Source organism: Enterococcus sp. DIV1059_2, assembly GCF_051713685.1.
GTDB lineage: Bacteria > Bacillota > Bacilli > Lactobacillales > Enterococcaceae > Enterococcus_D > Enterococcus_D casseliflavus.
In genome coordinates this window covers 1,343,791-1,370,330 of sequence record NZ_JBIOQK010000001.1, presented here as the reverse complement: position 1 = coordinate 1,370,330, position 26,540 = coordinate 1,343,791, and the positions used below count along the sequence as shown (strand labels likewise).

24 protein-coding genes are annotated in these 26,540 nt (G+C 36.4%); 3 read left to right on the top strand and 21 right to left on the bottom strand.

What is annotated here, in order from left to right; all coding sequences use genetic code 11:
* Nucleotides 1-15: 15 nt before the first annotated feature.
* The 15 genes from rfbC to IGI72_RS06335 are packed head-to-tail and all read right to left on the bottom strand — an operon-like array spanning nucleotide 16 to nucleotide 15,011.
* On the bottom strand, nucleotides 16-597 hold the full coding sequence (gene rfbC / locus IGI72_RS06405) for a dTDP-4-dehydrorhamnose 3,5-epimerase (RefSeq protein WP_087627727.1): 582 nt from the start codon (nucleotides 595-597) through the stop codon (nucleotides 16-18).
* 2 nt (nucleotides 598-599) lie between these two features.
* Nucleotides 600-1,469 (bottom strand): glucose-1-phosphate thymidylyltransferase RfbA, encoded by an 870-nt coding sequence (gene rfbA, locus IGI72_RS06400; RefSeq protein ID WP_087627728.1) that lies wholly within the window; start codon nucleotides 1,467-1,469, stop codon nucleotides 600-602.
* Nucleotides 1,470-1,492: 23 nt separating this feature from the next.
* Nucleotides 1,493-2,908, bottom strand: coding sequence for an oligosaccharide flippase family protein (locus IGI72_RS06395; protein ID WP_194943310.1), 1,416 nt, complete (start codon nucleotides 2,906-2,908; stop codon nucleotides 1,493-1,495).
* Entirely contained in the window at nucleotides 2,908-3,837 is a 930-nt protein-coding gene (locus IGI72_RS06390; protein ID WP_438753496.1) for an ATP-grasp fold amidoligase family protein, read from the bottom strand. The genes IGI72_RS06395 and IGI72_RS06390 overlap by 1 nt, the downstream gene beginning before the upstream one ends.
* 12 nt (nucleotides 3,838-3,849) lie before the next feature.
* Entirely contained in the window at nucleotides 3,850-4,986 is a 1,137-nt protein-coding gene (locus IGI72_RS06385) for a glycosyltransferase family 4 protein (protein WP_438753493.1), read from the bottom strand.
* On the bottom strand, nucleotides 4,983-6,302 hold the full coding sequence (locus IGI72_RS06380; RefSeq protein ID WP_438753490.1) for an O-antigen polymerase: 1,320 nt from the start codon (nucleotides 6,300-6,302) through the stop codon (nucleotides 4,983-4,985). The genes IGI72_RS06385 and IGI72_RS06380 overlap by 4 nt, the downstream gene beginning before the upstream one ends.
* Nucleotides 6,303-6,316: 14 nt before the next feature.
* Nucleotides 6,317-7,861: a glycosyltransferase gene (locus IGI72_RS06375; protein WP_438753488.1), complete on the bottom strand. Its 1,545-nt coding sequence runs from the start codon at nucleotides 7,859-7,861 to the stop codon at nucleotides 6,317-6,319.
* Between the two features lie 2 nt (nucleotides 7,862-7,863).
* A complete protein-coding gene (locus tag IGI72_RS06370; RefSeq protein ID WP_438755065.1) occupies nucleotides 7,864-8,976 on the bottom strand; it encodes a glycosyltransferase family 4 protein in 1,113 nt (370 codons plus the stop codon).
* Nucleotides 8,977-8,978: 2 nt separating this feature from the next.
* Nucleotides 8,979-10,139, bottom strand: coding sequence for a beta 1-4 rhamnosyltransferase Cps2T (cps2T, locus tag IGI72_RS06365; RefSeq protein ID WP_438753486.1), 1,161 nt, complete (start codon nucleotides 10,137-10,139; stop codon nucleotides 8,979-8,981).
* 28 nt (nucleotides 10,140-10,167) lie between these two features.
* The gene (locus tag IGI72_RS06360) at nucleotides 10,168-10,842 is read right to left on the bottom strand and encodes a sugar transferase (RefSeq protein ID WP_428217412.1); all 675 of its coding nucleotides are present in this window, start codon (nucleotides 10,840-10,842) and stop codon (nucleotides 10,168-10,170) included.
* Between the two features lie 22 nt (nucleotides 10,843-10,864).
* A complete protein-coding gene (locus IGI72_RS06355; protein ID WP_428217384.1) occupies nucleotides 10,865-11,629 on the bottom strand; it encodes a tyrosine-protein phosphatase in 765 nt (254 codons plus the stop codon).
* Between the two features lie 23 nt (nucleotides 11,630-11,652).
* Entirely contained in the window at nucleotides 11,653-12,357 is a 705-nt protein-coding gene (locus IGI72_RS06350) for a CpsD/CapB family tyrosine-protein kinase (protein WP_153883261.1), read from the bottom strand.
* A gap of 13 nt (nucleotides 12,358-12,370) precedes the next feature.
* Nucleotides 12,371-13,150 carry a YveK family protein gene (locus IGI72_RS06345; protein ID WP_270276001.1) on the bottom strand — a complete coding sequence of 260 codons (780 nt, stop codon included), beginning with the start codon at nucleotides 13,148-13,150 and terminating at the stop codon, nucleotides 12,371-12,373.
* A 16-nt stretch (nucleotides 13,151-13,166) separates the two neighbouring features.
* Nucleotides 13,167-14,096 (bottom strand): LCP family glycopolymer transferase, encoded by a 930-nt coding sequence (locus IGI72_RS06340; RefSeq protein ID WP_153883263.1) that lies wholly within the window; start codon nucleotides 14,094-14,096, stop codon nucleotides 13,167-13,169.
* A gap of 45 nt (nucleotides 14,097-14,141) precedes the next feature.
* The gene (locus tag IGI72_RS06335; protein WP_074931993.1) at nucleotides 14,142-15,011 is read right to left on the bottom strand and encodes a hypothetical protein; all 870 of its coding nucleotides are present in this window, start codon (nucleotides 15,009-15,011) and stop codon (nucleotides 14,142-14,144) included.
* 853 nt (nucleotides 15,012-15,864) lie between these two features.
* Between IGI72_RS06335 and IGI72_RS06330 the strand changes: the two genes are divergently transcribed.
* On the top strand, nucleotides 15,865-17,334 hold the full coding sequence (locus IGI72_RS06330) for a helix-turn-helix domain-containing protein (RefSeq protein WP_422700448.1): 1,470 nt from the start codon (nucleotides 15,865-15,867) through the stop codon (nucleotides 17,332-17,334).
* A gap of 222 nt (nucleotides 17,335-17,556) precedes the next feature.
* Here the strand turns inward: IGI72_RS06330 and IGI72_RS06325 are convergent, their stop codons facing one another.
* The 3 genes from IGI72_RS06325 to IGI72_RS06315 all read right to left on the bottom strand — a co-directional run bounded on the left by IGI72_RS06325 (nucleotide 17,557) and on the right by IGI72_RS06315 (nucleotide 20,244).
* On the bottom strand, nucleotides 17,557-18,756 hold the full coding sequence (locus IGI72_RS06325; RefSeq protein ID WP_438753482.1) for a 3D domain-containing protein: 1,200 nt from the start codon (nucleotides 18,754-18,756) through the stop codon (nucleotides 17,557-17,559).
* 205 nt (nucleotides 18,757-18,961) lie between these two features.
* On the bottom strand, nucleotides 18,962-19,729 hold the full coding sequence (locus IGI72_RS06320; protein WP_016608128.1) for a putative ABC transporter permease: 768 nt from the start codon (nucleotides 19,727-19,729) through the stop codon (nucleotides 18,962-18,964).
* A gap of 137 nt (nucleotides 19,730-19,866) precedes the next feature.
* The gene (locus IGI72_RS06315) at nucleotides 19,867-20,244 is read right to left on the bottom strand and encodes a DUF7006 family protein (RefSeq protein WP_005234961.1); all 378 of its coding nucleotides are present in this window, start codon (nucleotides 20,242-20,244) and stop codon (nucleotides 19,867-19,869) included.
* 489 nt (nucleotides 20,245-20,733) lie between these two features.
* On the opposite strand from IGI72_RS06315, the gene IGI72_RS06310 reads away from it, so the two are divergent.
* Entirely contained in the window at nucleotides 20,734-21,357 is a 624-nt protein-coding gene (locus IGI72_RS06310) for a hypothetical protein (protein ID WP_128431873.1), read from the top strand.
* 62 nt (nucleotides 21,358-21,419) lie between these two features.
* Here the strand turns inward: IGI72_RS06310 and IGI72_RS06305 are convergent, their stop codons facing one another.
* From IGI72_RS06305 to IGI72_RS06295, 3 genes are all read right to left on the bottom strand, one after another.
* Nucleotides 21,420-23,297 (bottom strand): glucosaminidase domain-containing protein, encoded by a 1,878-nt coding sequence (locus IGI72_RS06305; RefSeq protein WP_438753479.1) that lies wholly within the window; start codon nucleotides 23,295-23,297, stop codon nucleotides 21,420-21,422.
* 33 nt (nucleotides 23,298-23,330) lie between these two features.
* Nucleotides 23,331-24,797: a PcsB-like coiled-coil domain-containing protein gene (locus IGI72_RS06300; protein ID WP_438753476.1), complete on the bottom strand. Its 1,467-nt coding sequence runs from the start codon at nucleotides 24,795-24,797 to the stop codon at nucleotides 23,331-23,333.
* Between the two features lie 366 nt (nucleotides 24,798-25,163).
* Complete coding sequence (locus tag IGI72_RS06295) at nucleotides 25,164-25,784, bottom strand: TetR/AcrR family transcriptional regulator (RefSeq protein ID WP_015509375.1); 621 nt, start codon at nucleotides 25,782-25,784, stop codon at nucleotides 25,164-25,166.
* 109 nt (nucleotides 25,785-25,893) lie between these two features.
* On the opposite strand from IGI72_RS06295, the gene IGI72_RS06290 reads away from it, so the two are divergent.
* The gene (locus IGI72_RS06290; RefSeq protein ID WP_005225613.1) at nucleotides 25,894-26,496 is read left to right on the top strand and encodes an ECF transporter S component; all 603 of its coding nucleotides are present in this window, start codon (nucleotides 25,894-25,896) and stop codon (nucleotides 26,494-26,496) included.
* The last annotated feature ends 44 nt before the right edge of the window (nucleotides 26,497-26,540 follow it).

Sequence of the window (26,540 nt, the reverse complement as noted above, 5' to 3'; positions counted from 1 at the left end):
AATTAAATACGCTCCTTATATTTCTCCGTAGACGAAGGTATTTTCTGCCTCAAAGGCTTTCAAGGTCGGATGATGCTGATCTTTTTCTGACAGGATTGCTTGTTCTTTGGCGATTGGCCAATCAATTGCCAAATCTGGATCGTCAAAGGCAATACCGGCATCTGCTTGTGCATTGTAATAATTATCACATTTGTACAAGAAATTGACATTAGGCGTCAAGGTTACAAAACCATGGGCAAAACCTTTTGGCACCAACAATTGTCGGTGATTACTTTCGGATAAAATGTAGCCTTCCCATTGTCCATAGGAAGGAGATCCTTTACGAATGTCTACGATCACATCCAACACCGCACCGCTTACCACCCGAATCAATTTGGTTTGGGCCGCTTCGCCTTTTTGAAAATGCAGTCCCCGCAAAACACCAGCTTCTGCTGATAAAGAATGATTGTCTTGGACAAAGTCATGGCCAATGCCCGCTTCTTTGAAATCAGCTTGCGAATAGCTTTCGGTAAAGAAACCACGATGATCACCAAAGACAGCCGGTTCAATGATCAAGACATCTGCTAATTTTGTTCTTGTTACTTTTAATTTTCCCATCGTTATGCCTCTTTTGCTAGGTTCAATAAATATTGACCATATTGATTTTTCTTCAGTGGTTGTGCCAAATCGATCAATGCTTCACGATTGATATACCCCATGCGATAAGCAATTTCTTCCAAGCAAGCCACTTTTAAATTTTGTCGTTTTTCAATTGTTTCAATAAACGTTGACGCCTCTAATAATGACTCATGAGTTCCAGTATCTAACCAAGCATACCCGCGTCCCATGACTTCAACGGATAGTTGCCCTAATTCTAGATATTTTTGATTGATATCCGTGATCTCAAGCTCTCCGCGTTCTGAGGGTTTGATTTGTTTCGCGATTTCTACGACTTGTTTATCGTAAAAATACAGCCCAGTAACAGCATAATTTGATTTTGGAGTATCGGGTTTTTCTTCGATCGATACAGCTTGCATCTCATCGTCAAATTCCACGACCCCAAAACGTTCAGGATCAGTGACATGGTAGCCGAACACGGTGGCACCTTGTTCTTTTTGCGCTGCTCGCTGCAACATATTTGACAAACCGCCTCCATAATAAATATTGTCACCAAGAATCAAACAAACACTATCATCACCAATGAATTCTTCGCCGATGATGAAGGCTTGCGCTAACCCATCTGGACTTGGTTGAACGGCATACTCGATGTGGATGCCTAATTCATGACCATCTCCAAATAATTCTTCAAAACGCGGGGTGTCTTGCGGGGTGGAAATGATCAAAATCTCCGTAATTCCCGCCAACATCAACGTCGACATAGGATAATAGATCATCGGTTTGTCATAGATCGGCATTAATTGTTTGGATGTTGCTTTGGTTAAGGGATACAGGCGTGTGCCTGATCCACCTGCTAGAATGATACCTTTCATATCAACACTCCATCTCTGTAACTTTATTTTGTAATCTGTTTTATTAAGGAAGTCAAAGGATTTATTTTTAAAATGAGAGTGCAGCCCAAATATATTAATCCACCTAAAACTATTTGAATTAAATTAGTAAGTAAACTTGAACTTAAATCTTTAGTAATAAATCTCGTAAGCATTAACATTATAAAACCACTCAAAATATACAATATGATGTTCCTTAGATTGAAGCAAAAATCAGTATCTTTAATCAATCTATACACTCTTATTGAAGTAACAAACAATTCAGAAACTATCGTTGCAACAATTGCACCCCAAATTCCTATAACAGGAATTAGTGAGAAATTTAATAAAACTCCTATAATTGCTCCTGTAACCACCGATATGTTAAAGTCTTTGATCTGATTTTTAGGGATTAGAAATTGTCTGACAATAGATGTACCTAAAGGGATTATAATTATAAGTATAGATAGGATCGGAATAGTTTTATTTAAATAAAGAAATTTCTCACCGAAGAACCAAGGAACAAGCTTATCATATACGGTTAATATACCGAAAAAAGCACCTATTGAGAAAAAGAATTGAAGATTAAGAGTCTTCTTCATAACATTAACTATTTGATTTTCTTTGTTATCAGATATTAACCCTGTCATATGAGGTAACAAGACCGTATCAAGAGTTGCTATCAACGTTACTATTATTGAATTTAACTGCATTGAATTTGCATAGATTCCCACTAGTGCTGTTGTAGACATAATTCCTAATAACGTTTTATTTAAGGTTGTATATAAAGTTATAGCCATTTTCCCAAATAAATACCCTAATGCTGGATAAAAATGTGAAATTATAGATTTTAAGTCAACCTTAACAAAGCTAATTTTTCCTATAAGAAAAACCCAGAGTAATATATTAGTCATAAGAATATTTCCTATCTGAATACAAAAATACATAAATAAATCATCATAGGTATTAACAAATATCAGAATAAGAAAAAAAGAGCTTAACTTAATTATTAAATTTCCCAATGTTATTGCTTTAAAATTCTCTATGCCAGCAAAAAACCAAGAAATATCAAATAATGTAGCCACAATTATTAAACCAGATACAAGATAATATACTCTATCATTCACAAAATTTAAGAAAATAAAATAAGTAACCAATATTATACTTACTATAATAATATTAAACAGTTCAAGTTCCCAGAATTTTCGTGATAAGCTTTCTTTATTATTCCTTACTAAAGCTATCTCTCTTATTCCATAATTTGCAAGTCCCAACCCAGCAAATAGCACAAAATAAGAAACTATTGAGTAAACATAATTATAAAATCCAATACCTTCCGGACCTAACGCTTTTGATACTACCGGTATAGTAATTATTGGAAGAATAAGTAGCATCATTTGGTAGAAAGACTGATATAAAAGATTATGAAATAGTTTTTTCATCATCTTTTACCCGGCAGCTTTAAAAATTTCCCTAAATCTTTTTGCATTTTAGGTGTAAGTACTTGATAACCACTACCTGGTGTAAAGGTCAATTCCCCTAAATAAAGTTTATTATTACTATGAAAATAGTCAATTCTAACTAAAGGGAAGTCTTTAGAGAGTGTATTGCCATTTTCAATCATTTTTTCAAAATCTGCTGGTAATTCTATACTCATTCCTGATTTATAAGGAACATTCACTGCCTCTTTATCCGCCAATACCTCTAAAATCTTTCCTTTTGTATCAGTCCATACTCTAATTCTACGTTTATGCCCTATAATTTTTTCATTACTAGGTTCAATCCATTTATCAATCTGTACAAACTTGGGCTCTCCTGAAAAATAAAAGATACGCCAATCTTCCGAGATACCAGAAAGAAACTCCTCTATAATAATTCTACTTTTCATCTTTCTATAATGTGGTTCGATCATATTTTGCCCAAAATCAATTTTCATCCAAATTCTCATCTGTTTATAAATTTCATTTCTATTTACTTTTGATTTGTCTTTAACTGTAAACATTTGCCCAGATGCATTACTTTTCTTCATGACAAAACTATTAGGAAGGCTCTCCCAGTCAATCTGCTTTAAACTGTCAAAAGTACCTACTATAGGTACTAGAAGATGATCTAATCCACATGAGCTAACATATTCTCGCATTCCGACTTTATCCCCTGCTAGAATAACAGTGTTGTTTTTAGCATAATCAAATTTCAACACTTGTAATTTTTCTGAGTACATCTTTGGATTTATCAAATCTGGAAATTGACCAAATGAATTTTTATAGTACTTCTTAATATAAAGCTTCGGAAAAAGTAATTTAGGAAAATTTTTTATTTTGAAATAATAAGGATATATTAATGAATCTTGACGTTTATAAAATTTAATCATTTTCTTACACCTCTATATATTTTGCTCGAAAATTGCTTTAATGTTATTAAAAGTTTTCTCTATTGTAAACTGCTTTGAAAATGTATGAGCTTTTTTGGATATTTTAGAATATAATAATGGATCAGATATCAAGTCTTCTATTCTCTTTTCCAATTCAAAGTAATTATCCTCGTTAAAAATAAGGCCATTCTCATTATCTTCAATTAGTTCTCCTATTGCCCCTTTACTAGTTCCTATAGTCGGTAACCCTATAAGCATAGCCTCCAATAGCACTCTCCCAAAAGCTTCTCTCCTAGAACATACTACTTCAATATCCATTTTCTTTCTAAAATTAGTAACATTATTGATATATCCCATAATTTTTAACCAGGGAAACTGTTCAAAACCTTCACAATACTTTTTCAAATATGTATAATCTACATCTCCTATTAAAAATAAATTTATATGATACCCTTTACTGATTAATCTACTTACAGCATAAATCAAAAGGTGCTGGCCCTTAGCAATACTGACTTGACCACAAATACATATATTAACATTTCTATTTATATCAATCGAATGATCTTGTTTAGTAAAATTTGTTATTTCAAAACCATTATAGACCACATCTATTTCTTTATTCGGAAAAATTTTTTCAAATTTCTTTTTTAAAGCATTTGATATACAAATAAGTCTCGAATACTCAAAAGCTTTTTCTCTATATTTCCTAGTTACCAAATAAGTGAAATTAAAGTCTTCCTTTCCAAATTCCCTAATATGCCAAAAGTGAGGAATATGCATTTTTTTTGCCACATATACTCCTAAGTCAATTGTGCTGGTATTTGTATACACTAAATCAAAATTTTCGCCAATGATATCTTCTAATATTTTATTATATTTCATTCTAAAAAAGTAATATTTAGAGATTGAATGAATGAATTGATAAATTTTTTTCATTTTATTAGTTCTGTCTTGAGATACCCACCAAGAATAATTATAAAACAAAACTCTTATGCCTATTTTATTCAATCTTGATACTAATTCACCTTTTTCAGAATTAACTATAACTGTTATATCATATCCTATTTTATTAAATAACAGTATTAAAGAATAAAGAGACTTATTAGCACCACTAAATTTTGTTGAGTGTGTTACTATGAGTATTTTCATTTTGTACCTCGTTTTCTTTTATACATTACAAAAAACACATACAGAAAAGTCATAGCATAAAATACGTTTGCAAATTGAAGACGTACAAAAGTATAAAACAGACCTAAATAAATTATAGAATAAATTGAAAGTGATTTTAGATTTTTAGTGTACTTTGCCGTCGAAAAAGATACAGCCGTTAAAATACCATAAATAAACATTCCAAAATAGACACCTAACTCACGTCCATCGAGATAAAAAACCCAAAATGCAGAAACAAAAGAGTTAGCTGATGTTCCTTGGGCCGTAATCGTTTGCCAATCAGTTCCTGTTCCTTCAATTAAATTATAAATGCTTCTCCAAAATTCTGGATATGGAATACCAAAAAAATTACTCATGATATAGTGGAACGCAAAAGAGAAGCCATTTGTTGCAGCAATACCATAACCATAGATATTTTGTAAATCTACTATATTAGCCCATTTTTCGAACATTATAGGTTGCATACTAAAATAATAATAGGCAAAAGTTACAATATTATCACCTGATCTTGAAGCTGTAACTAAATAAATAAAGTACATTATTATGACAATCAAAAAAGAAAAGATTATATATTGTTTTTTCTTACTAATTTTTAAGCTATTAGTCAATAAGTTTTCTCTTTTTTTATTTGCAAAGAAAAAGGAAATTATTAGACAAATAGCAAAGTAGATTACGTAAGTTCTACTTCCATCAGTTATAACTCTTAAACTTAAGATGATAACATTTAAAAAAAATAAAATTTTATTCCTTTTACCATTAAAGAAATCAGTAGCTACAACAGGTTGCAATGCTCCTGTTAAAGGAGTAACTATTAAAATTTTTAATGCATTTTCTAAACCAGATTTATTTGCATGAATTGTAGAAGTGCTATCTTGGGCCATCGCCCTAATGTATGCTAAAGAATTTCCACTTAAAAGATATTGTAAAACAACTGACAATTCTTTTAAATGATATAGAATAGTAATCGTACATAAAAGATACACAAGTCTATACCTTATTTCATACTTATCAGACAACTGGTCTTTACTATTCGAATCAATCTGTTTTCTTTTTCTCCAAGTACTCGTAAATGCTCTGATAATTATATAGCCTACCCCGAAGGAAACCAATCCTAGTACTATCATTCTATAAATTTTATCAGAAACATGGAACAACCCAAATAATTCAAGACTTGCTAAATAAAGTATTAGAGCCCATAAAATATAAAGCATTGAAATTGGGTTAATAATTGAGTTTTCAAGTTTAATCATACCAAGTGCAATGATTAATAACATTATTATACTAAAAAAAAGCATTAAATTCCCTCTCTTTACCTTATTCGAATTAATTTTGCAGGTGTTCCAACTACTACTGAGTTATCAGGGAAACTTTTTGTAATAACACTATTAGCACCAATAACACATCCGGATCCGATATTCACTCCGTCCAAGAAAACAGTTCCAGCTCCTATCCAACAATTATTCCCTATGACTATACCTTTAGCGTTAATTCCTTGCTCATTTATATTAATTTTTCTATCATCAAAATTATGGTTTGATGAATGAAATCTAACATTTTGACCACAAATAACATTACTACCAATGGAAACTCCACCTGTAGCTCCTACAAAACAATTATCAGCCAGTGATGAATTTTCGCCTAAAATAAATCCTTTTCCTATTTCCTTTAAATTACCCGAACACCTTATTATAGAGCTACTTCCAATGCTAGAATTTGCGCCTAATTTAAGTCCGTTGATTGATAAAGCATCTAATATTGTGTTATCTCCTATAGTTACACCTTTTCCAATTTCAATTCTAGATAAACAATACATTTTAACTTTTTTTCCTATAAAAAAGATACGAGGCTTTTTCCCCTTTTTTATGCTAATATAAACGCCTCTAAGTACCATAATAGACCTTCTAATAAAGAAACTTAGAAAATAACTAAGCGGGATTCTTCTATCTAATTTAAATTCCTTATGTTTTAATTTGCATACAATTTTCTCTATAAAACCATATACTTTATCCTTTAAGACAAATAAAAATTTCATGTTCCTATAAACTTTCGCTGATTTAATCAGAAAACTTGTCTTATTGATATATTTTTGTCTATCCGAAGCTTTAATTGCATCTGTAGCTGAATCTTCCTTGTGTAAAACTTCAAGATCACTCGTATACATCATTAATTCATTATTACTAATCGCTCTTAATTTGAGCAAATCTTCTTCCATATATAGAAAAGTTCCCTCAACAAAACCATCATACTTGTCCAAAAATTTTTTTGAAAAAATTAAACACGAACCATGCAAGCCAACTTCAAATTTATCACCTTTTAAACTTGCAGATAAATAGTCATGATGTGTATTTTTAAGCAGAGACTTTAAAAAAACTTCCGCATGTAATTTTAGCAAAAGCAATTTTATAATTTGTTTGCATCTAAATAAAGAAATTTCCATTACCGACCATTCGGATTTTTGTAAAGGATTTTGATGTTTATCATTTAGTGTAACTATATCAGGTCCCAATACGTAATAACCATTCATTTCATACTTGTCTACTAAAACTTGATTAAAATCAAGACTTTTTAATACAACATCGTTATTTAAACAAACAACAAAGTCAGCTCGCAAATGCTGTTTTGCAAACTTTATACCTTCATTATTTCCTCCAGCAAATCCTAAATTTTCATCTAATCTTAATAAAGAAATCTTTTTATTATTTTTAGATAGTTTGAAATTTGAAGGACTACCATTATCTACAACGACTATTTCGTAATCTATATTATCATATTGATTGAGTAATGTAATAGAATCAATACATTCTAATGTATCTAAATCTGTTATGTAATGTAAAATAACATAAACAATTTTCATTTTTATACTCTCTCCAAAATTTTTTCTATATTATTTATCATAGTGGATATCGAAAACCGAGAAATTTTAGTCAGATATCCATTTTCTCCAATTTCTTCTCTAAGCTCTTTATTATCAATTAATTCCGAACATATATCCACGAATCTTTGTATATCATCCGGGTTCACCAAAAAACCATCTACTGAATTAGTTATTATTTCTCTTGGACCACCATGGTTTGTTGCTATTACAGGAATTTTTGCATCCATAGCTTCAATTGCTACCAATCCAAAAGGTTCAGGCTGAATCGAAGGTAAAATAAATATATCAATTTCAGAATAAAACTTATCCATATCATTAACCTGTCCAATCAATTGAACTCGGTCTTGCAATTTTAAATCAGAAATATATTTTTTTAAATCATCTTCTAAGAATTTTTCACCTTCGTAAGCCGACCCAGCTATTTTAAATTCCACGTTTGGATGTGTCTGACTGACTTTAGCTGCTATATCAACAAATAACTTTTGGCCTTTCCATCTATTGATTCTACCTGCCATACCTAGTACAACATTTTTATTTGATTTATCTTTAATTCTTTCCAGAGAATTTTGCTCAACAGCATTGTATACAATGTTGTAGTTTTTATATTTTAAATTCAAAGAATCACCAGTTGAAATACTATTTACAACAATTTCATCTGAGAAATGATCTATTATCCAAGAAATTACGAAATTTTCAGTATTATTGGGGACTATTTCTCGTACATGCCAAATAATTTTTTTATGTAGTATTTTACCCGCTAATGCTGGCGGAAATACAACCGATGTATTGATATAGACAACATCAACTTTATTATCCTTGATAAATTTCATAAAGAAAAATAGTGATTTTATAAAAGAAAATGCATAATGTACCATACCTATAAATGACAAATTTTTTCTTCTAAGGATAGCAAAATCAAAAAATATAACATTAATATTTAATTTTTTTAGTTCGTCAAGTAATGGTCCATTACATGGAAGTATTATAGAAACTTCAAATTTATCACGGTTTATATTACTAACAATATTTAATAAAGATCTATCTGACCCATACAACTCAGCACTAGAGTGAACAAATAATATATGTTTTTTCATTTTCAAATAAATAGCTCCTCATATGAATTAACTATGAATTCCCAATTGTAATAAACTTTCACCACTTCGAATGGATCATCTTTAGGCAATTTCTCAAAATCAGCCTCTATATAGTTGATAAGCAAATTTAAATCCTCTTTTTTCCAGTAAAAAGCTGCTTTTCTTCCCACTTCTCTATTAAATGAAACATCTAAAAGTAAATTTCTTTTGGTAGATGATAAGGCTTCTAGAAGAGAGGGATTTGTCCCTCCCACTTCATGACCATGAATATAAGCAAACGCATTTTCTCTGATATACTTCAATAGATCTTGATCATATACTGTACCAACAAATTTTATGCGCTTATCTTTTTCAAAATTTGTTTTCTTTCTTAGATGTTCAAAAAATTTATTTTTTTCGACATTAGTAATTATCACAAAATCTTTATTTGAATTGGACTTCATGAATTCACTTATCATTGCCGCATAATTATTTTCAGGAACAAATCTTCCAACAACTAAATAATATTCATTCTCCTTGAGAGCAAATTTTTTATACCATTCTCGTACATCATAATCACTGCTTTTTAAATTACTTAATCCTCTATCGGTACCGTATGCAATATACGTTGTTTCTGGTTGATATTCTTTATAATCTTCCCTAATATATTTCTCAATATTTTGACTATCACAAATCAATAAATCGGCATGCTTTACCATTAGTTTTTCTGAAAATTTCCAATATCTTCTAATTGGATAACTCCACTTTGCTCTCTTCCATTCATGCCCATCGGGGTTTACAAAAAGTTTACCGTTCATACTTGTTATTATTTTTTTAAAATATGATATAAAAGGACCAATACGACAAGCTAAAACATAAAAAATTGGATCCTGATCATGATTTTTTTTTGAAATCTCAATTGATTTCTTTAAAGCTAAAATATCATAAAGTACAGCCCTCGCTGGACCAACATTAGGCACTTTTATATTGAAACAAATAGCCTCGTTATAAGTAAACTGTTCACCTTCAATTCCTGACTTTAATGAATTTTCTTCCATGCACGCAACATAGTATTGAATATATTCACTCTTTTTATTCTCAGTTAGTTTCTCAACAAAAGTTTCAAATCCACCATATTTAGCTGGGATTCCTTTTGAACCTATTATATAAACGCTTCTACTCATTATTGTACTCCTTAATACTAGCTGATTTTCAATATGCACCATTGGGGCGCAAAATCACTAAGATTGTCTTGAAGATAACTTTTAAATCAAATAACATACTTTGTGACTCGATGTATTTCAAATCTAATTCAACCATTTTATCAAATCCAACATTATTTCTCCCGCTTACTTGCCACAAACCGGTACAACCAGGCTTAACATATAAGCGCTGCTTATCATATTCCGTATACTCATGGACTTCTCGTACTAAAGGCGGTCTAGGACCAACAAGACTCATTTCACCTTTAAAAACATTCCACAGTTGAGGTAATTCATCAATACTTGTTTTTCTTATAAATTTACCAATTCTAGTTACCCGCGGATCATCCTTTATTTTGAACATCGCTCCATCAACTTCATTTTTATCAAGCAATAATGCCAGTTTATCTTCTGCATCGACACACATAGATCTAAACTTATACATTTTGAATAATTTTCCATTTTTACCAACTCTGTCTTGAGAGAAAAAAATTGGACCAGCGTTGTCTTCACGCTTTATCTTATATCCAACAACTAAAAATAATGGTGAGAAAATCAACAAACCAAAAAAACTTCCCAATATATCTATAACTCTTTTTATAAAGTGATATACAACCTTGGAATCAACTTCTTGTTTATTTATATAAATTTCCTCATGTTTACTAACCAAATTAGATGCATCCACTTCATCCACCTTATTTCCCCTCCTAGAATAACCCAAACTTTTTCTTCTTCACTTCTAGATAACTTGGATATTCAATTGAATCCCCGTTCAAAAGATCTTTCGCAACTTGTTGCATTTTTAACACTTTATCTACATTAAAATCTTTAGCGATCTGCGCGTAGGCTTCTTTCAAATAAAAAGTACGTTTTTTCACTCCGTGTGCATCAGAAGCGACCATTTGAACTAGATTATGTGCCACCATTTGTTTTGCAGTACGTTGGATGTCTTTACCAAATATTCCGACATAACTGGGTGCAGTCAGCTGCGCCAAACATCCCATGTCAAGAAACGGAATCAAGTGATTTGGATCTTTACGAAAATGAGTATTACGCTCTGGATGGACGATAACTGGTATTTTACCCATTTGCAATAGTTCAAAAAATAGACGTTCAGTATACGTTGGTACTTCCATGGTAGGAAATTCTATCAAGATATACGTATCATCAAGGTCTGTAAACAAGACATTGTCTTGTTGTATATCCTCAATCAAATCCCCTGTGATGCGGACTTCCTGTCCCTCTAGAACTGTCAGCGGCAACTGACGTTTTTCTAATTCGGACTGCAAAGATGAAACAAGAGAAATGACATTTGATTTTGGATTGCGGTATTTTCCATTGTTATGATGTGGGGTACAAAGGATATGTGTGATTCCTTGGCTAATCGCTTTTTCGGCCATAGCAATGCTCGCATTAATGTCTTCTGCACCATCATCAATTCCTGGTAAAATGTGGCAATGTAAATCAATCATTTCTCTCGTCTCCTTCAAACTAATTAATTTCCATAATAATAGTAGTAACCTGAATCTTTTGAATGCTCGGCACCGTTATAGACCACACCAATGATTCTTGCTTGAACCATATTCAAAAGATCTCTTGCTTTTGTTAAGGATTCTTTACGTGCAACATTTTCTCGAACCACTAATATCGTTCCGTCCGCTTTAGATGCCATGATTTGTGCATCGGTCACTGCTACAACTGGTGGCATATCAAAGATAACCACGTCATAAAGATTTTTCGCTTCTTCCATCACTTGATTCATTCGTGCTGACCCAAGTAGCTCAGATGGATTTGGTGGTTTTGGCCCACTTGTTAAGACAGACAGATTATCAATCACCGATTTTTGAGCTGCTTCAAGAACGCTCGTTGAGGTACTCAATACGGTACTTAATCCACTTGCATTGTTTAAGTTAAATGTTTTATAAACCGTAGGCTTACGCATATCGGCATCAACTAACAACACCCGCTGACCAGATTTTGCAAAGACGACTGCTAAATTCGCAGAAGTCGTAGACTTTCCTTCTCCTGGACCAGAAGATGTAATTACTAATGTTTTGATCTGTTGATCAGCTGAAGATGCAAATTGAATATTCGTCCGTATTGTTCTGTATTGCTCTGAAATAGGTGACGATGGATCAACCAATGTAATTAAGCTAACCGCATGTGTTTGTGTCCCTTTATGCTCTTTTATCTTCGCCATTCATCTTCCCCCCTTAAACTCTTGTACGGCTACGGCGCGATTCAGCTGCCTTGTCACCAGTATTTTTTTTGATCATTTGTATCGATGGTTTCTTTTGGATCGTGGCATTTACTTCTTTGGCAGACATTTGTGGAACTGTTCCAAGAATCGTAAAGCCTAATGTTTCTGTAACATACTTATTATCTTTGACCGTTCGATCCAACAATTCCAGTAAGAAAGCAATACCAACACCGACTATGACTCCCAAGACTAAACCAATTGCTAAATTAAGTTTATTGTTTGGGGATACCGGGGAAGAACTTGCTTCTGCATTGGAGATGATTGAGATTTTGTCCACGCTCAATACATCTTTTGCGTTTTCTTGGAAGACTAATGCTGTTGTATTTGCAATGTTTGCAGCATAAACAGAACTAGTATCTGTAGCTCTAATAGAAAACATCAATGAATTTTGTGATTGTGTCACTTCAACAGAATCTTTCAATTCTTGTACGCTTTTATCAATGCCATATTCTGATTCTATTCGGTCTTTGACCTGGTTGATAACCAAATCTCCTGTAACTAGTTCTTTATATGTGTTGATCATTTGTAGATTCATATTTACATCATTTGCATTTGTTGTTTCGGTTTGTGGCAGAGTAACGATCAATTGCGCTTGAGAACGATACTGGGGTGTAAGAACAAAAAAGGTAACGATCGCTGCTAACGCCAAGCCAACAAACATCGAGATTAAAATTGATGTCAGGTGTTTCCGTAATATATCAAATATTTCTTTTAAACTAATAGTCTCTTCCATATTTCTCCACTTTCTTCTAGTTATTGATGTCTAACTGGTCTTTAAGGATAGTTTGTACACGATTTAACTCTTCATCACTTACACGCTGATACGAGATGCCATCTTGCATGAATCCTTCACCTTGAAGCTGGTCTTGTTTGATTGTTTGAAACGCACTGCGATAATTCATTGCCAATGTCCGCATATCATCAAAACTCATATCAGTTTTCATATTGTTCTCAACTGCATTTAAGATTGACTGATATTGACTAACACCGTCTAGACTGAGAACTTTCTTTACGATCGCTTCCACCATCTTACGTTGTCGGTCTTGTCGGCCGTAGTCTCCATTGGGATCATCATATCTCATTCTTGAATAAGCGAGTGCTTGCTCTCCGTTTAATTTTGTACGACCGATTGTAAAATCAAAGCCATCCTTTGAAAAAGTCAAATCATTATCAACTTCAATACCGCCGACTGCATCAACTAACTCTTTCAAGCCTTCCATATTAAGAGATACATAATGATCGATGGGGATATCTAAAAACTTCTCAACCGTGTTCATAGACATGGCTGCCCCTCCAAAGGCATAGGCATGATTGATTTTATCTGTTGTTCCATGTCCAACGATATCAACATAGGTATCGCGAGCAATACTCACCACTGTCGTCTGATTGTCTTGTGGGCTGATGGTCGCCACCATCATGGTATCAGAACGGCCTTGTTCGACTCTGCCTAAATCACCGGTATCGATCCCCATCAGTAAAACCGAGAAGGACTCTTGTTGGGATAGATCGACATCATTTTCACGTAGGCGATCTTCTCGATCACGCTCAACTGATTGATAAGTTTCGTTAATTGAGTTTGACACATCAAAATATAGTTTAGCAGCAACACCGATCAATCCGATGACTAACACTGCAACGATTGAAAAAATAATTAGAAAGATTTTTTTTCCTTTTGACATTTGCTTTCCTCCAGTTATCTCTTTTTTCTTTGATACATGATTCCATTAGTAGACAACGTCTGAACTTTGATCTGTCCAGGTGCCGTCTCCTGCGGATGTATCCTCTGAATAACTTTCCGTTGAAGCGGGGGGTGTATACGTGCTGTATCCTGTGTACCCCATTTGGGTAGCGACTTTGTCTGCTAATTCGGTGTATTTCTCTTTCAATTCTTCATTGCGAACTTTGCTGATACTGTCGACTGCACTCAGGTATTTTTCTAAGGTGACTTCACTGGTCACCTCATCCCCATCAAGCATTTCATCAAAAGTTTCTTGTAATTTTGCAATGCGGTCCAACTGGGTATCCGCATACTCTAAATAGGAAACAACTAACTCTTTCCATTTACTATCTTCAAAAAAGCTCAGATTTTCACGGACATTCCCAACATCCGTTTCTTTTAGATCGGCTCTAATGATGACATCATTCTCAGCACTTTGCCAATTTGAAACGCCTTCAGTAAATAAGGCTTCCGTATCCGCTTGTACTTTTAATTTTGCCTCGATGTCTTTTAGTTGATCATCAAGGGCGGCTTTTTCTTGTTGGATCTCGACTGACTCACTTGGTAATGCATCATCATCGATCCCATAATCGTCTGCAGATACTTTCACTGCAGAAAGTTTTGCGACTGTTTTAAGAACGTCTTCCTCTTTAAGATCTTTTCTTAAAAATGTTTGATCCTCGTTGCTGTATAATTCAGCAATTTCATTAGACAACTCATTGATGCGATCTTTTTCGCTGGCAATCGCTGTCTGTGCGTATTCGACTCGCTGCTGATATTGCCTTTGGTTATTTTGTCGGTAACCAATGAAACATATTGCAACTGCGCCAATACCCACGGCTAAAACAGTCAAAGTCTTTACTAACGGCTTTCCCATGAACACACTCCCTACTTCAATTGTGCTTGTTTAAGCATGCTGCCTTCGTCTGACATAATAAAGGCAATTCTAGTTTATTATAAGAGAAATGTATCATTAAATAAAGGAAATTCCTGTTTTTTCTTTTTAAAGATATATTTTTCATCAATAAAAGGCTTATATAATCGAAACGTCAGTTATTTTAAATATACATAAATAACGTGTAGCATACTTGACAGTTTTTTTAAACCCTCATTTTAAATAATAAATAATTCAGTGATAATCGTTGTTCTCATCGTCTTCGAGAGTTGTCACATCATAGAAAAATAACCTCGAGTGATTATATTCATTCATTTTCTCAACATCTTTTCATTATAAATAGAAAACATAAGAATTTCAGAAAGAAAAGTTAAATACTTTTGTTGTTATTATAAATCAGTTGAATAAAACGGAATATTTTTCTTGGGGCACTTAGGGTTTCCTTCGCGGTTACTATTTATTTACACCAATCATTCCTGTTAAAATTATAAGTTATCTTACCCAAAGTGACTTTCCCCCTCAATTTCACCTCACCAACTTCTATCGGTTTATTTTAAATATAGTTAATCATTCATTTTTTATTTTATCGTAATAAAATTACCCCCCCTCTCTTACTATTCAATGCCAGTCAATTTCCTTCTTTGCACTGAAAAAACGTGTTTCTACCTATATATATGCCGATCATCAGTTGATTTATAGAAAATGCAAAAAATCTTGCACAGGCTCAGGTATAGATTTCACCAACCGATGAAATACGTGATTTGTTTTTTCTTCCCTATCTTCTTTAAGATGAATAAGTAAGATTTGCGATTTTATTCATGAAAGGAGCCACGTCTTGAGAAATTTTCAAATTAATTTTATTACCAACACAGCAACGATTCGATGGCTGAAAATTTTGATGGCATTCGAGAAAAACTATCAATGTTCGACTCAAGGTTTGGCAAAGATTTCAGGAAGTACCACGCGAACGATCGTAACGGACGTGACGGATCTAAAAGAATATTTTGGCGACTGTTTATCGATCGACTCTTCTCATAAGGGGTATATTTTTTCAATCAAGCAGTCCGCTGTGTATTTAACGAAAAAACGTGCGCTGATTGCCGATGAGATTTTGTTCCATATCATCGAAAGTATTTTCCACAATGATCTTTATAGCTCATCGGAATGGGCAGAGAAATACCATATATCAGAAAGCACCGTTCTTCGCTATTTGCGGAAGGTGCAACCTATTTTTTCTTTCTATCGTTTGGAGATCCAAACAAATCCCATTTGCTTTATTGGTGAAGAGATCAATATTCGCAAATTTTTCCATGATTTCTATTATGAATCGGAAATTACTGCCCATACGATCTTTCCACCCATCGCCATCCAAAATATCACGGCTAGTGCTTTTTCAAGATGTTATCAACTCGACCAACATGCTTGTTCATTTGGTGAATTCAATTATTACTTATATATCACCTTTGAGCGCCATTTTGCAGGTCAACGTATCGAGTTGCCTAAGCAAATAAAAAAACTATTTGAACAGTATAATGATTTTCGGCTATTTTCTGAAATCAATGAGGCTGTAAGTGAGCAATATCAAAAAGAACTTCCCCACGAGGAAGTCCTTTATTTGTTCTTATTGGTAAAAGCCCGTCGCTCGATCAGCAACTTAGCAATCGAGCAAACCTTTTGTAGAGAGTATAATCATTGGCCTGAAATCAAGCAGCTTGCGGCAGCCTTTGTCAAGGATTGCTTGCCAGATACACAAGATAGCGCTCGCGATCGACTCTTAGTGGAGTCCTTTTTTACGGTAGCAAAAATCAAGCAATTATTATCCCCCTTATTAAATCATATGATTTCTGATACCGTTCAATTTGTCGAAGAGGCGTATACGGACGATTACCATCTATTTAAAAACTATCTGTTGACGCAACCATTAGCTAGAGAAATTTGGGACAGTAACACACTGGAGCACTTAGGAACGAGTCTTACGATGTACGTTACTTCTATTAAATCGTTGTACTGGCAAGCCAAGAAGAATATCGCTTTTTTGTTCGAAGGCCCCTTTTATTTATGCCAATTATTAAAATGCAAATCTGTTCGTTATTTGCGCAGTTCTCGGACCTTTTATTTTCCGGACTCCAATGAATTGTCGGCAGGCTATTTGGAAAAAAATCAGATTGATTTGATCGTTACCAACTACACGGAATACATTACCGAATATGCCCAAGACATTGATTATTTGCTATTCAAAACCTTCCCCGATGAGCACGACTGGGAAGCTTTAGAGGAAACGCTAAACGCTAATTTCAATCCTTGATCAGCGAACACCCGCCGTTCCCCTTGATCTGACCAAGCTATTCAAAAAATGCTCCTGAGAATGAGTGTAAGAGCTTGTGAGCAGTTTAACAATAAATCCAGAGCCTATCGCTTATGTCGTCACTGACGCAGCGATAGGCTCTCTTCTTATGCCTTCCTACATTAAAAGCAAAAAAAGAAGCAGCCACTTCATTCAGTGAGCTGCTTCTTGCTAGTTGATTGATTAATCAAGGATCGTTACTTTTACTTGACGACGGCCCCATTGGATACATTGTGCGACATTATCAAAGTGAACATCAATGATGTTTCCTTTGATCGCGCCACCAGTATCAAGCGCTAGTGCTACGCCATAGCCTTCAACATTGACTAAGGTGCCTAGCGGAATCACGTTTGGATCAACGGCAACTGCCATTGGATTTTTACGTAAGTCTGTCCCACTTGCTGTAAAGAAACTAGAGCCAGCTTCTTTATACGAGTAAGCAGTTGATTCCATCATCAATGTTCGACCACTACTAGTATTGCTGTTGTTGCTATTGTTATTACTGTTGTTACTTGTATTGCTTGAGCTGTTAGTTGAGCTATTGTTACTGCTTGAAGAGCTGCTCGATGATGAGCTGCTGCTTTCAGTCGTATTGCTGCTCGATGAAGCAGACGCTTGGGATTCAGAAGCGCTTGAACGTTCCGCAGCTTGGGCTGCTTCTTTTTCAGCTTTTTCTTTCGCTGCTTGTTCCGCCGCTTCTTTTGCTGCTCGTTCTTCTGCTGCTTTTTCAGCAGCTAAGCGAGCTGTTTCAGCTTCTTTGCTGGAAGCGATTTGTGCCAAGGTTGCTTCGTTTTCTTTCAATTGGGCTTGTAGATTCGCAATTTTTGAATCCAGTGTTTTGGCTTCAGATTCTAATGCGGTTTGATTTTCTTTCAATGATTGCTGTGTTGACTGTGCTTTTTCTTCTAAAGCTTCCAGCTTTTCTTTTTCTGCTGTCAACGAATCGATCTTTTCTTTTTCCAAGTTTTGTAACATCGTCATCGCATAGGCACGATTGATAAAATCTTGGATGTTGGATGATTCTAATAGTACCGTCCAGTCTCTGGTAGCCCCGCCATTGACTTGGATGTCTTTCATACGTTCCGCAACGACAGCTTCACGCTTTTCAATTGTTTCTTGTGCAGTTTTGATTTCTGCTTTGGTTGTTGCTAATGATTCTTCATTTTCAGCGATTTGAGCTTTTAGCTCTTCTACCTCACTGTATTTCGCATTCACATCAGTCAATGCAATCTGCACTTCCGTACTGATTTCCTGACTTTGCTGCATGACGGCACTTTCTTGCTCTTGCAATGATTCAAGTGACTCAGCCTGCGCAAAGATTGGAGAAACGATTCCTGCCGCAAAGACAGCGACAACGATTGTTCGTAGTTTCTTTGCCTTCAAAAAATTCCCTCACTTCTCACTATGGTTTCCAACATATCCTATTATACAAATTCTTAAGAAGAATTTTATTGCAGGACCTTTACAATTTGTTACAAATTATCGTAAAAGTGGGTGTTTTCATCGTCTTTTTCGACTGAATTTAGTCAGAAGTGGGAAGAATCAGCATTGATAAGGGTTTATTTTTTGTAATCTAACCGTAACAAACCTATTTTTTCTTACGAATGGCTTCAATAAATCGAGACAATTCCTGACTGCTTTTTATCTGATTGATTTCTAACTTTTGAAAGTTTTTTAAGAGTCTTCTTTGATGAAAATTCAATCTCGGTAGATTTTGTTTTAAAACGCGCCATTCTTCTGGAAACGCTGCGAAGCGCCCTTGCCAATCGTTTTTATATTGCTCAATATTTTCAGCCAATTCTTTTTTGTGCTGTTCGAAGGCTTGATTGACTTGTTGCACCGCTTTCTGAAAGGCAACCAAGTTAGCAAGGGTATAGCCCATATCAAAAGAAAGAACCATTAATAAGAAAACGGGCAATAAGAATCCGACCCGAGCACTCAATGTTTGCACGATCTCCAGCATTTGCGGATGAACAAATCGAACAATCAGCACACAACACACGCCCCAAAAAAGAGAAATCGGCAATGCCACCCGTCCATTGATATTCAGTGGTACTTCTTTGTAATCCCACCATGAGGCATGAAAAAACCGCTCAAGTAAATAGCTTGTCACATATTCAAGCACGGTGACCAACAACGCTGCCGCAAAGAACAGTGGAATCACTTGCTCATGCAATGGCCGTAACAAATAGACAACGCCAAGAATTCCAAAGCCGTAGATGGGTGTGATTGGACCAATAAGGAACCCCCGATACACAAAGTGCTTGGCTTTTAGTGAGCAATAAATGGTTTCCCAAAGCCATCCGATAAATGAGTACAAGAAAAACAATAAAATGATCCGTTCAAATTGAACCATACCTCTCCGCTCCTTTTCAAACTATTGCAATGATCTGTGCAATCGTACTTGTCATCACAATCATACCACAAATCAATCGGTCTTATTTTGAATCAGTGCAGTAGCTTAATACTCGTTTGAACGGTCTTTTTTGTTGCTTATTGATCACCAAAAATAATTGATGGGTGCACCTGTTCTTTCAAACTATAGCCACACAGTTCTTTGTTAAAGGTAAAATGATCTTGTTCCACATTGGCAATGATCTCATCTTCGGAAAATCCGTGAAAATCGTAGTCATTGATGTAACTGCGAAGTAATACTAATTTTGCATCGATCAAGAGAACTCGCTGGATGTCCATCCAAAAAGCCATGTCTTTGTTTTTCAATATTTTTTTCAATTCTGCTTCCTGTGCTAACCAGTACGCATAGACTGATGGCATTTCACCTTTAATGGTTTCAGCAGATAATCCTTCTCTCATTTTTACTAGATACTCATTCACTGATTGATAAAACAATTTCCTTCCCCCTAGTTCCATTATTTTTAAACGTAGATCCTATGTTCCTTCTATTTCCTCGCCGCTTTGAGCTATCTTCCTCTATCCGACTGTCGCTGATGTCGCCTACTTTTTGTATCGAAAGAAGCCATAGTATTTCGCAACAAAATTCTGACAATTATTCAAAACAAATAGATAAATAAAAAGCACACTATTATTTTATAGATATAACCGACACAATTTTTAACTTCACTATTCTTTTAATGCTTCCTTTCTTTTCTAAAGCATAGCAAAAGTCGCCCCGTATTTATAATCAACTTTTGCATCAATCTAAGAAAAAAGTGAAAATAAGCGGTAACAGTCCGTTATTTCCGCTTCATTTTTTTACATTTACTATTTAACAATCCTTTATTTTTTTCGATTCATGCAATAACTGAGAATATTTTATTGCGTTATTTCCTTTCCTATTATACGATTAACTAAATAATGTTGGTTATTTGAAAATAAAAAACAAAGGGGAACGTGAGAATAATGAGAAAAAGTGTTGTTTTTAGTTTATTGGGGTTCACACTTCTTTTTGCTGGCTGCACGCCAAAAGAGGAGAAACCAGCTTCAGAAAGTACGGAAAATGCAAGCGCTACAAGCTTATCTATGACATCATCATCCGAAGTCGCCCAAGAATCGACGGTCTCTTCCAGTGAAGCGGCTTTACCTAGTTCAGAACAAACCATCACAGGCGTTAGCGGAACAAACTATACCATCGATTTACCTAGTAATTGGCAAGAGGTACCTGATTTCACTTCATTGAATCCTGACAATGATTTCATGTTGTCCGATGCGTTAGAAACGAAATATTTAGCTGCAGTCGTTGAATCGAAACAGGATTTTGCCGATTTAGAAACTTATCTCGGATTGGTTCAAGAAAATTTGGCAACGAGCTTCGATACGACTGCCACCTTTTTACCAATTCCTGACACAAAGGCCTATTTCGTGGATTTTCCTGCGACAGTTGAAGGGCTAAATATCCACTATATTTATTATGTACTTGAAACCGAAAATAATTACGTTCAGTTGTATGGCTGGACGTTAGAAAGCTTATACGACTCTTCAAAAGAGGAACTAACAGCAATCATGAACAGCTTCAAAGAAGAATAAACAAAATATCTGTACCCATTTTGGCAAATAGCCAGAAAAATGGGTACAGATATTTTTTCTTTTTATCTACGGACTACAAGACGTTGCCCTATCAGAATCAATGAGCCAGAAAGGTTATTCCATTGCATCAACTGATTCACAGTCACACCGTAGCGTCGCGAAATCCCCCATAGAGTGTCTCCCGAACGTACAGTATAGGTGGTGCTGTTTGATGAGGAAGCGTTCGTTTCTTGAACGTACGCTGCACTTACCCAGCCACGCCCTTCAATTCGATACCAGACATTGTTGCCATTGACACTGGTTCCGGTCTTTTGCGCAACTGCACGAAAAGAGGAGTTGTTTAACAAAGATCCAACAATTCTGGCACTGGTAGACGCATCAGAGCGAATATTCAATGTTGCGGTAGTGCGAAACTCTTTGTTGATGCTTTGTTCAGAGCTATTACTTCCAGCGTTGACTTCTGTCACGTACGCAGCGCTCACCCAGCCGCGTCCTTGGATTCGATACCACACATTGTTGCCGTTGACACTCGTTCCCGTCTTTTGAGCGACTGCTCGAAATGTTGCATTGCTTGCCAAGGAGCCGACAACAGAAGCGCTAGTCGATGCGTCTGAACGGATATTCAAAGCAGCGGTGGTGCGAAACTCTTTATTGATGCTTTGTTCGGCACTGTTGTTACTGTTATTATTATCGTTGTTATTACCATTATTATTGTTGTTATCATTCCCACCCGTATTCGATGAGATCTCCGTCACGTGAGCGGCACTTACCCAGCCACGTCCTTGAATTCGGTACCACGTCGTATTGCCGTTCACACTGGTGCCGCTTTTTTGCGCTACTGCTTCAAATGTTGCATTGGCAGCCAATGAACCCACGATCGAGGCGCTGGTGGAAGCATCCGAACGGATATTGAGTGCTGCATTTGTTCTGAATTGCTTATTGATCGCCTGTTCAGAATTGTTATTGTTGTTATTGTTATTATCATTTGAACCACCAGCACTTGATGTATCGTACTGGGTCAAATTGTACGTTTCAATCAAGTTGTTTAGCTTACTTGCATAAGCCGTGTCGGTGGCATAGCGTCCTTGCAGCCATTGTGTCGCGTCACGATAAGAATTCGTATTAGACTTCCATGCCCCATGGTAGAAGAAAACACCCGGCGAAAATGAGGTGGTTCTCAAAACGTGCGCATTGTCTTGAAAAGATTCTTTTAATGAAGGGTATTTACGAAACTTCGCAATAATCGGATAGAGATTGCCATTCCCGTCATCTTCCAAGGTTTGCATCTCTACAAATTGTCCATTGTAAGATCCCTTGATACCAAACATATTATTGGCAAGAGTAGTCAGCGTGGATTGCCCCCAACCTGATTCTAAGATCGCTTGCGCAATCATGACTGAAGCGTAGAGGTCATTTGCCCCCGCCACTTCTTGTGCCATTGGTCCTACTTGCTGAATAAATGCTTGCTGATTATTAGAACGTGCCATTGGATTGTTGTAGTTGGGCATGACCTTCGTTTCAATGGCGATCCGCTCTTCTTCTGACAGAACAGGAATGTCACGATCGATTTCTGCTTCATTCTGTTCAGAAGCATCATCTGCTGGTTCATTTTCGGGTACGTCTTGAATTTCTACTACATCCGAACTTTCAGCTTCTGATGGTTCGGTACTATCTTGCGTTGCTGGTGATCCCTCGTTCACTTCTTGATCTTCTACAATGCTCACGGAATCTTGCGTCGATGTGTCTTGGGTTGACTCTGCTGTTTCAACTACTTGAACACCATTTTGGGTTTCTGCTGACTCAAGTGTATCTGCTAAGACATTCATCGGCAAAATATTCACCGTACTAACAAGTGCAGCGGTTGCCGCCGCACTTTTACGGTAAAGAAGCCCTCTTTTTTGTTTCTTCGCACGATAACGAAGCTGTTTTCTTTCTTCCATTTGTCTCTCCTTAAAACTACAGCTAGCTACTTCTTACATTCTTACTGCAAAGCTAGGTGTAAAATGAGCGGTACTGCCAACAGAAACATTTTGTCCTGGGCGTGGTGCATGAATGTATTGTCCGCCACCTAAAGCAATGGCTACATGATAGGTGCTGCCTGATGAACCCCAGAATAATAGATCTCCTGGTTGTGCTTGGCTAACGGAAATCACTGTACCTGCTGTTTCTTGTGGTACCGTCCATCCACCTATATCTCTCCCTGTTACTTGTAAAAAGACATAGCGAGTAAACCCAGAACAGTCAAAGCTGTCCGGTCCTTTGGCACCCCAAACATAGGGTTTTCCGATATGCTTATAAGCTTCTGCCACGATTGCAGCCCCATTTGTTGATGCTGGTGCAGAAGGTGCTGGCGGCGTCACGATCGGTGCTGGTGACGGAGCAGGCGTTGGCGCTGGTGTTGGTGTAACGGGCGTCGGTGCTGGCGTTGGTGCAGGAACCGCAGGTGCACTGTCCGCTGGCGTCTCTGGTGCTGCAGGTGTCACTGGTGTTTCTGGCTCTTGAATTTCAGGTGTATCTACTGGTGCTTCTTCTGGAGCCTCTGGTGTTTCAACTGGTTCAGATTCTTGCGTTTCCTCTGGCTGCGTTTCTGCTGGTGCTGCTGGCTCTTCCACTGGCGCTTGGCTCTCTGTTTCTGCGTCAGATTCGGTGCCCTCTGCTTGAACAGCCGCTTCATTCAAGGCTGCTGCTTCCGCTGCTGCTTGTTCTGCTTGGGCTTGTAAAGCCGCAACACGGGCAGCTTCTTCACGAATTCTTGCTTGCTCCGCTTCATAGGCTTCTTTTTCCGCACGCAGCTGCTCTTTTTCTTCTTCTTTCGTTGCTTCTTCGTAGGCTAACTGACTAACCAAGACATTTAATTCTGCTTGGCTTGCTTCCAAGACACCTTTTTGTGCTTCCAGATGGCTCTGTGCTGCTTGCAATTCTGCCACTTTTTCTTGTGATTCCGCACGCTTTTGTTCAACTGCTTGTTGGTCGGCTTTTTGCTGTTCGATCACTTCATTATTCGCTCGAATGATCGTCGTCATGGCATGGACCCGACCCACTAGATCACTGACAGAATCAGCTTCTAGTACGGCTGTTAGAAAATTGTCGCCTTTTCCATTGACTTGTGTTTCTCTGGCTTGCTTTTCGATGTTTTCTGAGCGTTTGGCAATCCGCTCTTCTAACTGACTGATTTCCTGATCCAATCCTTCGATCGCTTGCAACAAATCACTTTGCTGCGCTAAAATGATTGCTGCTTCTTGATTTAATGAATCAATTTCTGCAGACAATCCATTAATTTCCCCTTGTACGCTTTGACGTTGCTGTCTCAACTGATCAATCTCGTTATTTTTTTGTTCGATCAATTGATCGTGATTCGTAGCAAAAACGGTCACAGGTCCGCCGAATGATGACAATACAATGCCACACATACACACTGTTGCAAAGATTTTCTTCTTCATCTGATCCTCCAAATTCAATTTTAAAACTTTTTTTTCATTTATTTGACCATTTTCATTTTACCATAGTTCAGCAGCAAACCCAATCCGTAAGCGATTTACATTTTAGTTACACAAATAAACTCTGTTTTTTTATTGCATGTTCCCCACTCCTCTGCGATCGACACGCCACGCGAATGCCTATATATCACCTATTCAAGAAAACTTCATAGAAAAAGTCCTTTTTCTTAAGAAAAAATAAATAATGTTGTAGATTTCACTTTGATTACATTAATTTTCTGCAAAATATGCTTGATTCACAAAAATTTTACAGGCAAAAAAAGCTCCTTCCTAGTGTTTACTAGAAAAGAGCGAGTTTTTTTGTCTTAGTTATTCGCGATAAGGGAGTAGTTGTCTCATTACAGCAATTTGATCATCAATGGTCTGTTCTGTGATGTGACCGGTCAGAGCCAAAATCCCCAATCCTTCAATCACGAACATATAGTTTTCTGCAATCACTGCCAAGTTTTCATCTTTTAACACACCTTGCTGAACGCCGACTTGAAAGATCTCATGGATCGTCCGTTTCGTCTCAGAAAGTTGTGCTTGCTGCAGGGAACTGGAGGCTTCGGTTTTATGCGTATAGTAATACTCGTAGACGGCTCGCAGCATGCCGTCAGAAATGCTGTGGAGTAGACGCTTGCGATGGTCGGAAAAATATTTGTTTAAAATCGTTTCAAAGGGCACTTGCTCCATGATCATCTCTCGTACATCATCAAATTTTCGTTTGGAGCGCTGCTCTAACACTGCCAAAAAAATCTCATCCACCGAACGAAAATATAAATAAATGCCACCACGACTAATGCCGCACTCTTCGATAATGTCCTTCATTGTCGCATCGATCAAGCCTTTCTTACTAAAGACGACTTTGGCACTTTCAAGAATCAAATCACGCTTTTGTTGTTTTTTCTTTTCCGCTGTAGTCAATTCGCTCTGTTGCTTCTTTGCCATTTTTTTGGCTCCTTTCATCACATTATTAATGACACTCGTGTCATTTTGTTGTATAATCAACCTAACTTAAAAATGACACGAGTGTCATTATAAAAAAGGAGTTTTTACAATGAATACAAAAAGCAAAACCTATCGCCTTGTCATTCGTGCCATTTTGACTGCTATTATTATTTTACAAACGATGGTACCTTTCCTTGGATTTATTCCGATCGGTATCACTAGTTTAACGATCATCCATATCACGGTGATCGTCGCTGCCATCGTTTTAGGGACAAAAGACGGGATGTTCATCGGCTTAGTCTGGGGGATTTTTACCATGATCCGTGCGTTTACCTCTCCGACAACGCCCTTAGACATTGCTGTTTTCACCAACCCAATCATCTCGGTGGTTCCCCGTGTGTTGGTTGGCTTAGTGGCTGGTCTCTTGTTTACGATCATTTACAAAAAGACCAAAAAAGTCGTCGCTGCTTCGATTGTTGCCGCAATCTTTGGGACCATCACCAATACAGTTTTGGTCTTAACGTTAATGGGAACCTTATATACTGGCTTAGTTGCCACTACCTATGGTGTCGATGCTTCGGCTTTATTCGTGACCCTCGGTGGAATCGCTGTAACGAATGGAATATCTGAGGTGATCACAGCTGCGATCTTAACACCCATTCTAGTAAAAGCCTTATTTGCAGCAACCAGCTTACGTCCCGAAAATCGTTAATCCCTTCTCTTATCCTATCATTTTTTTCACGTTCTGAGTACTCT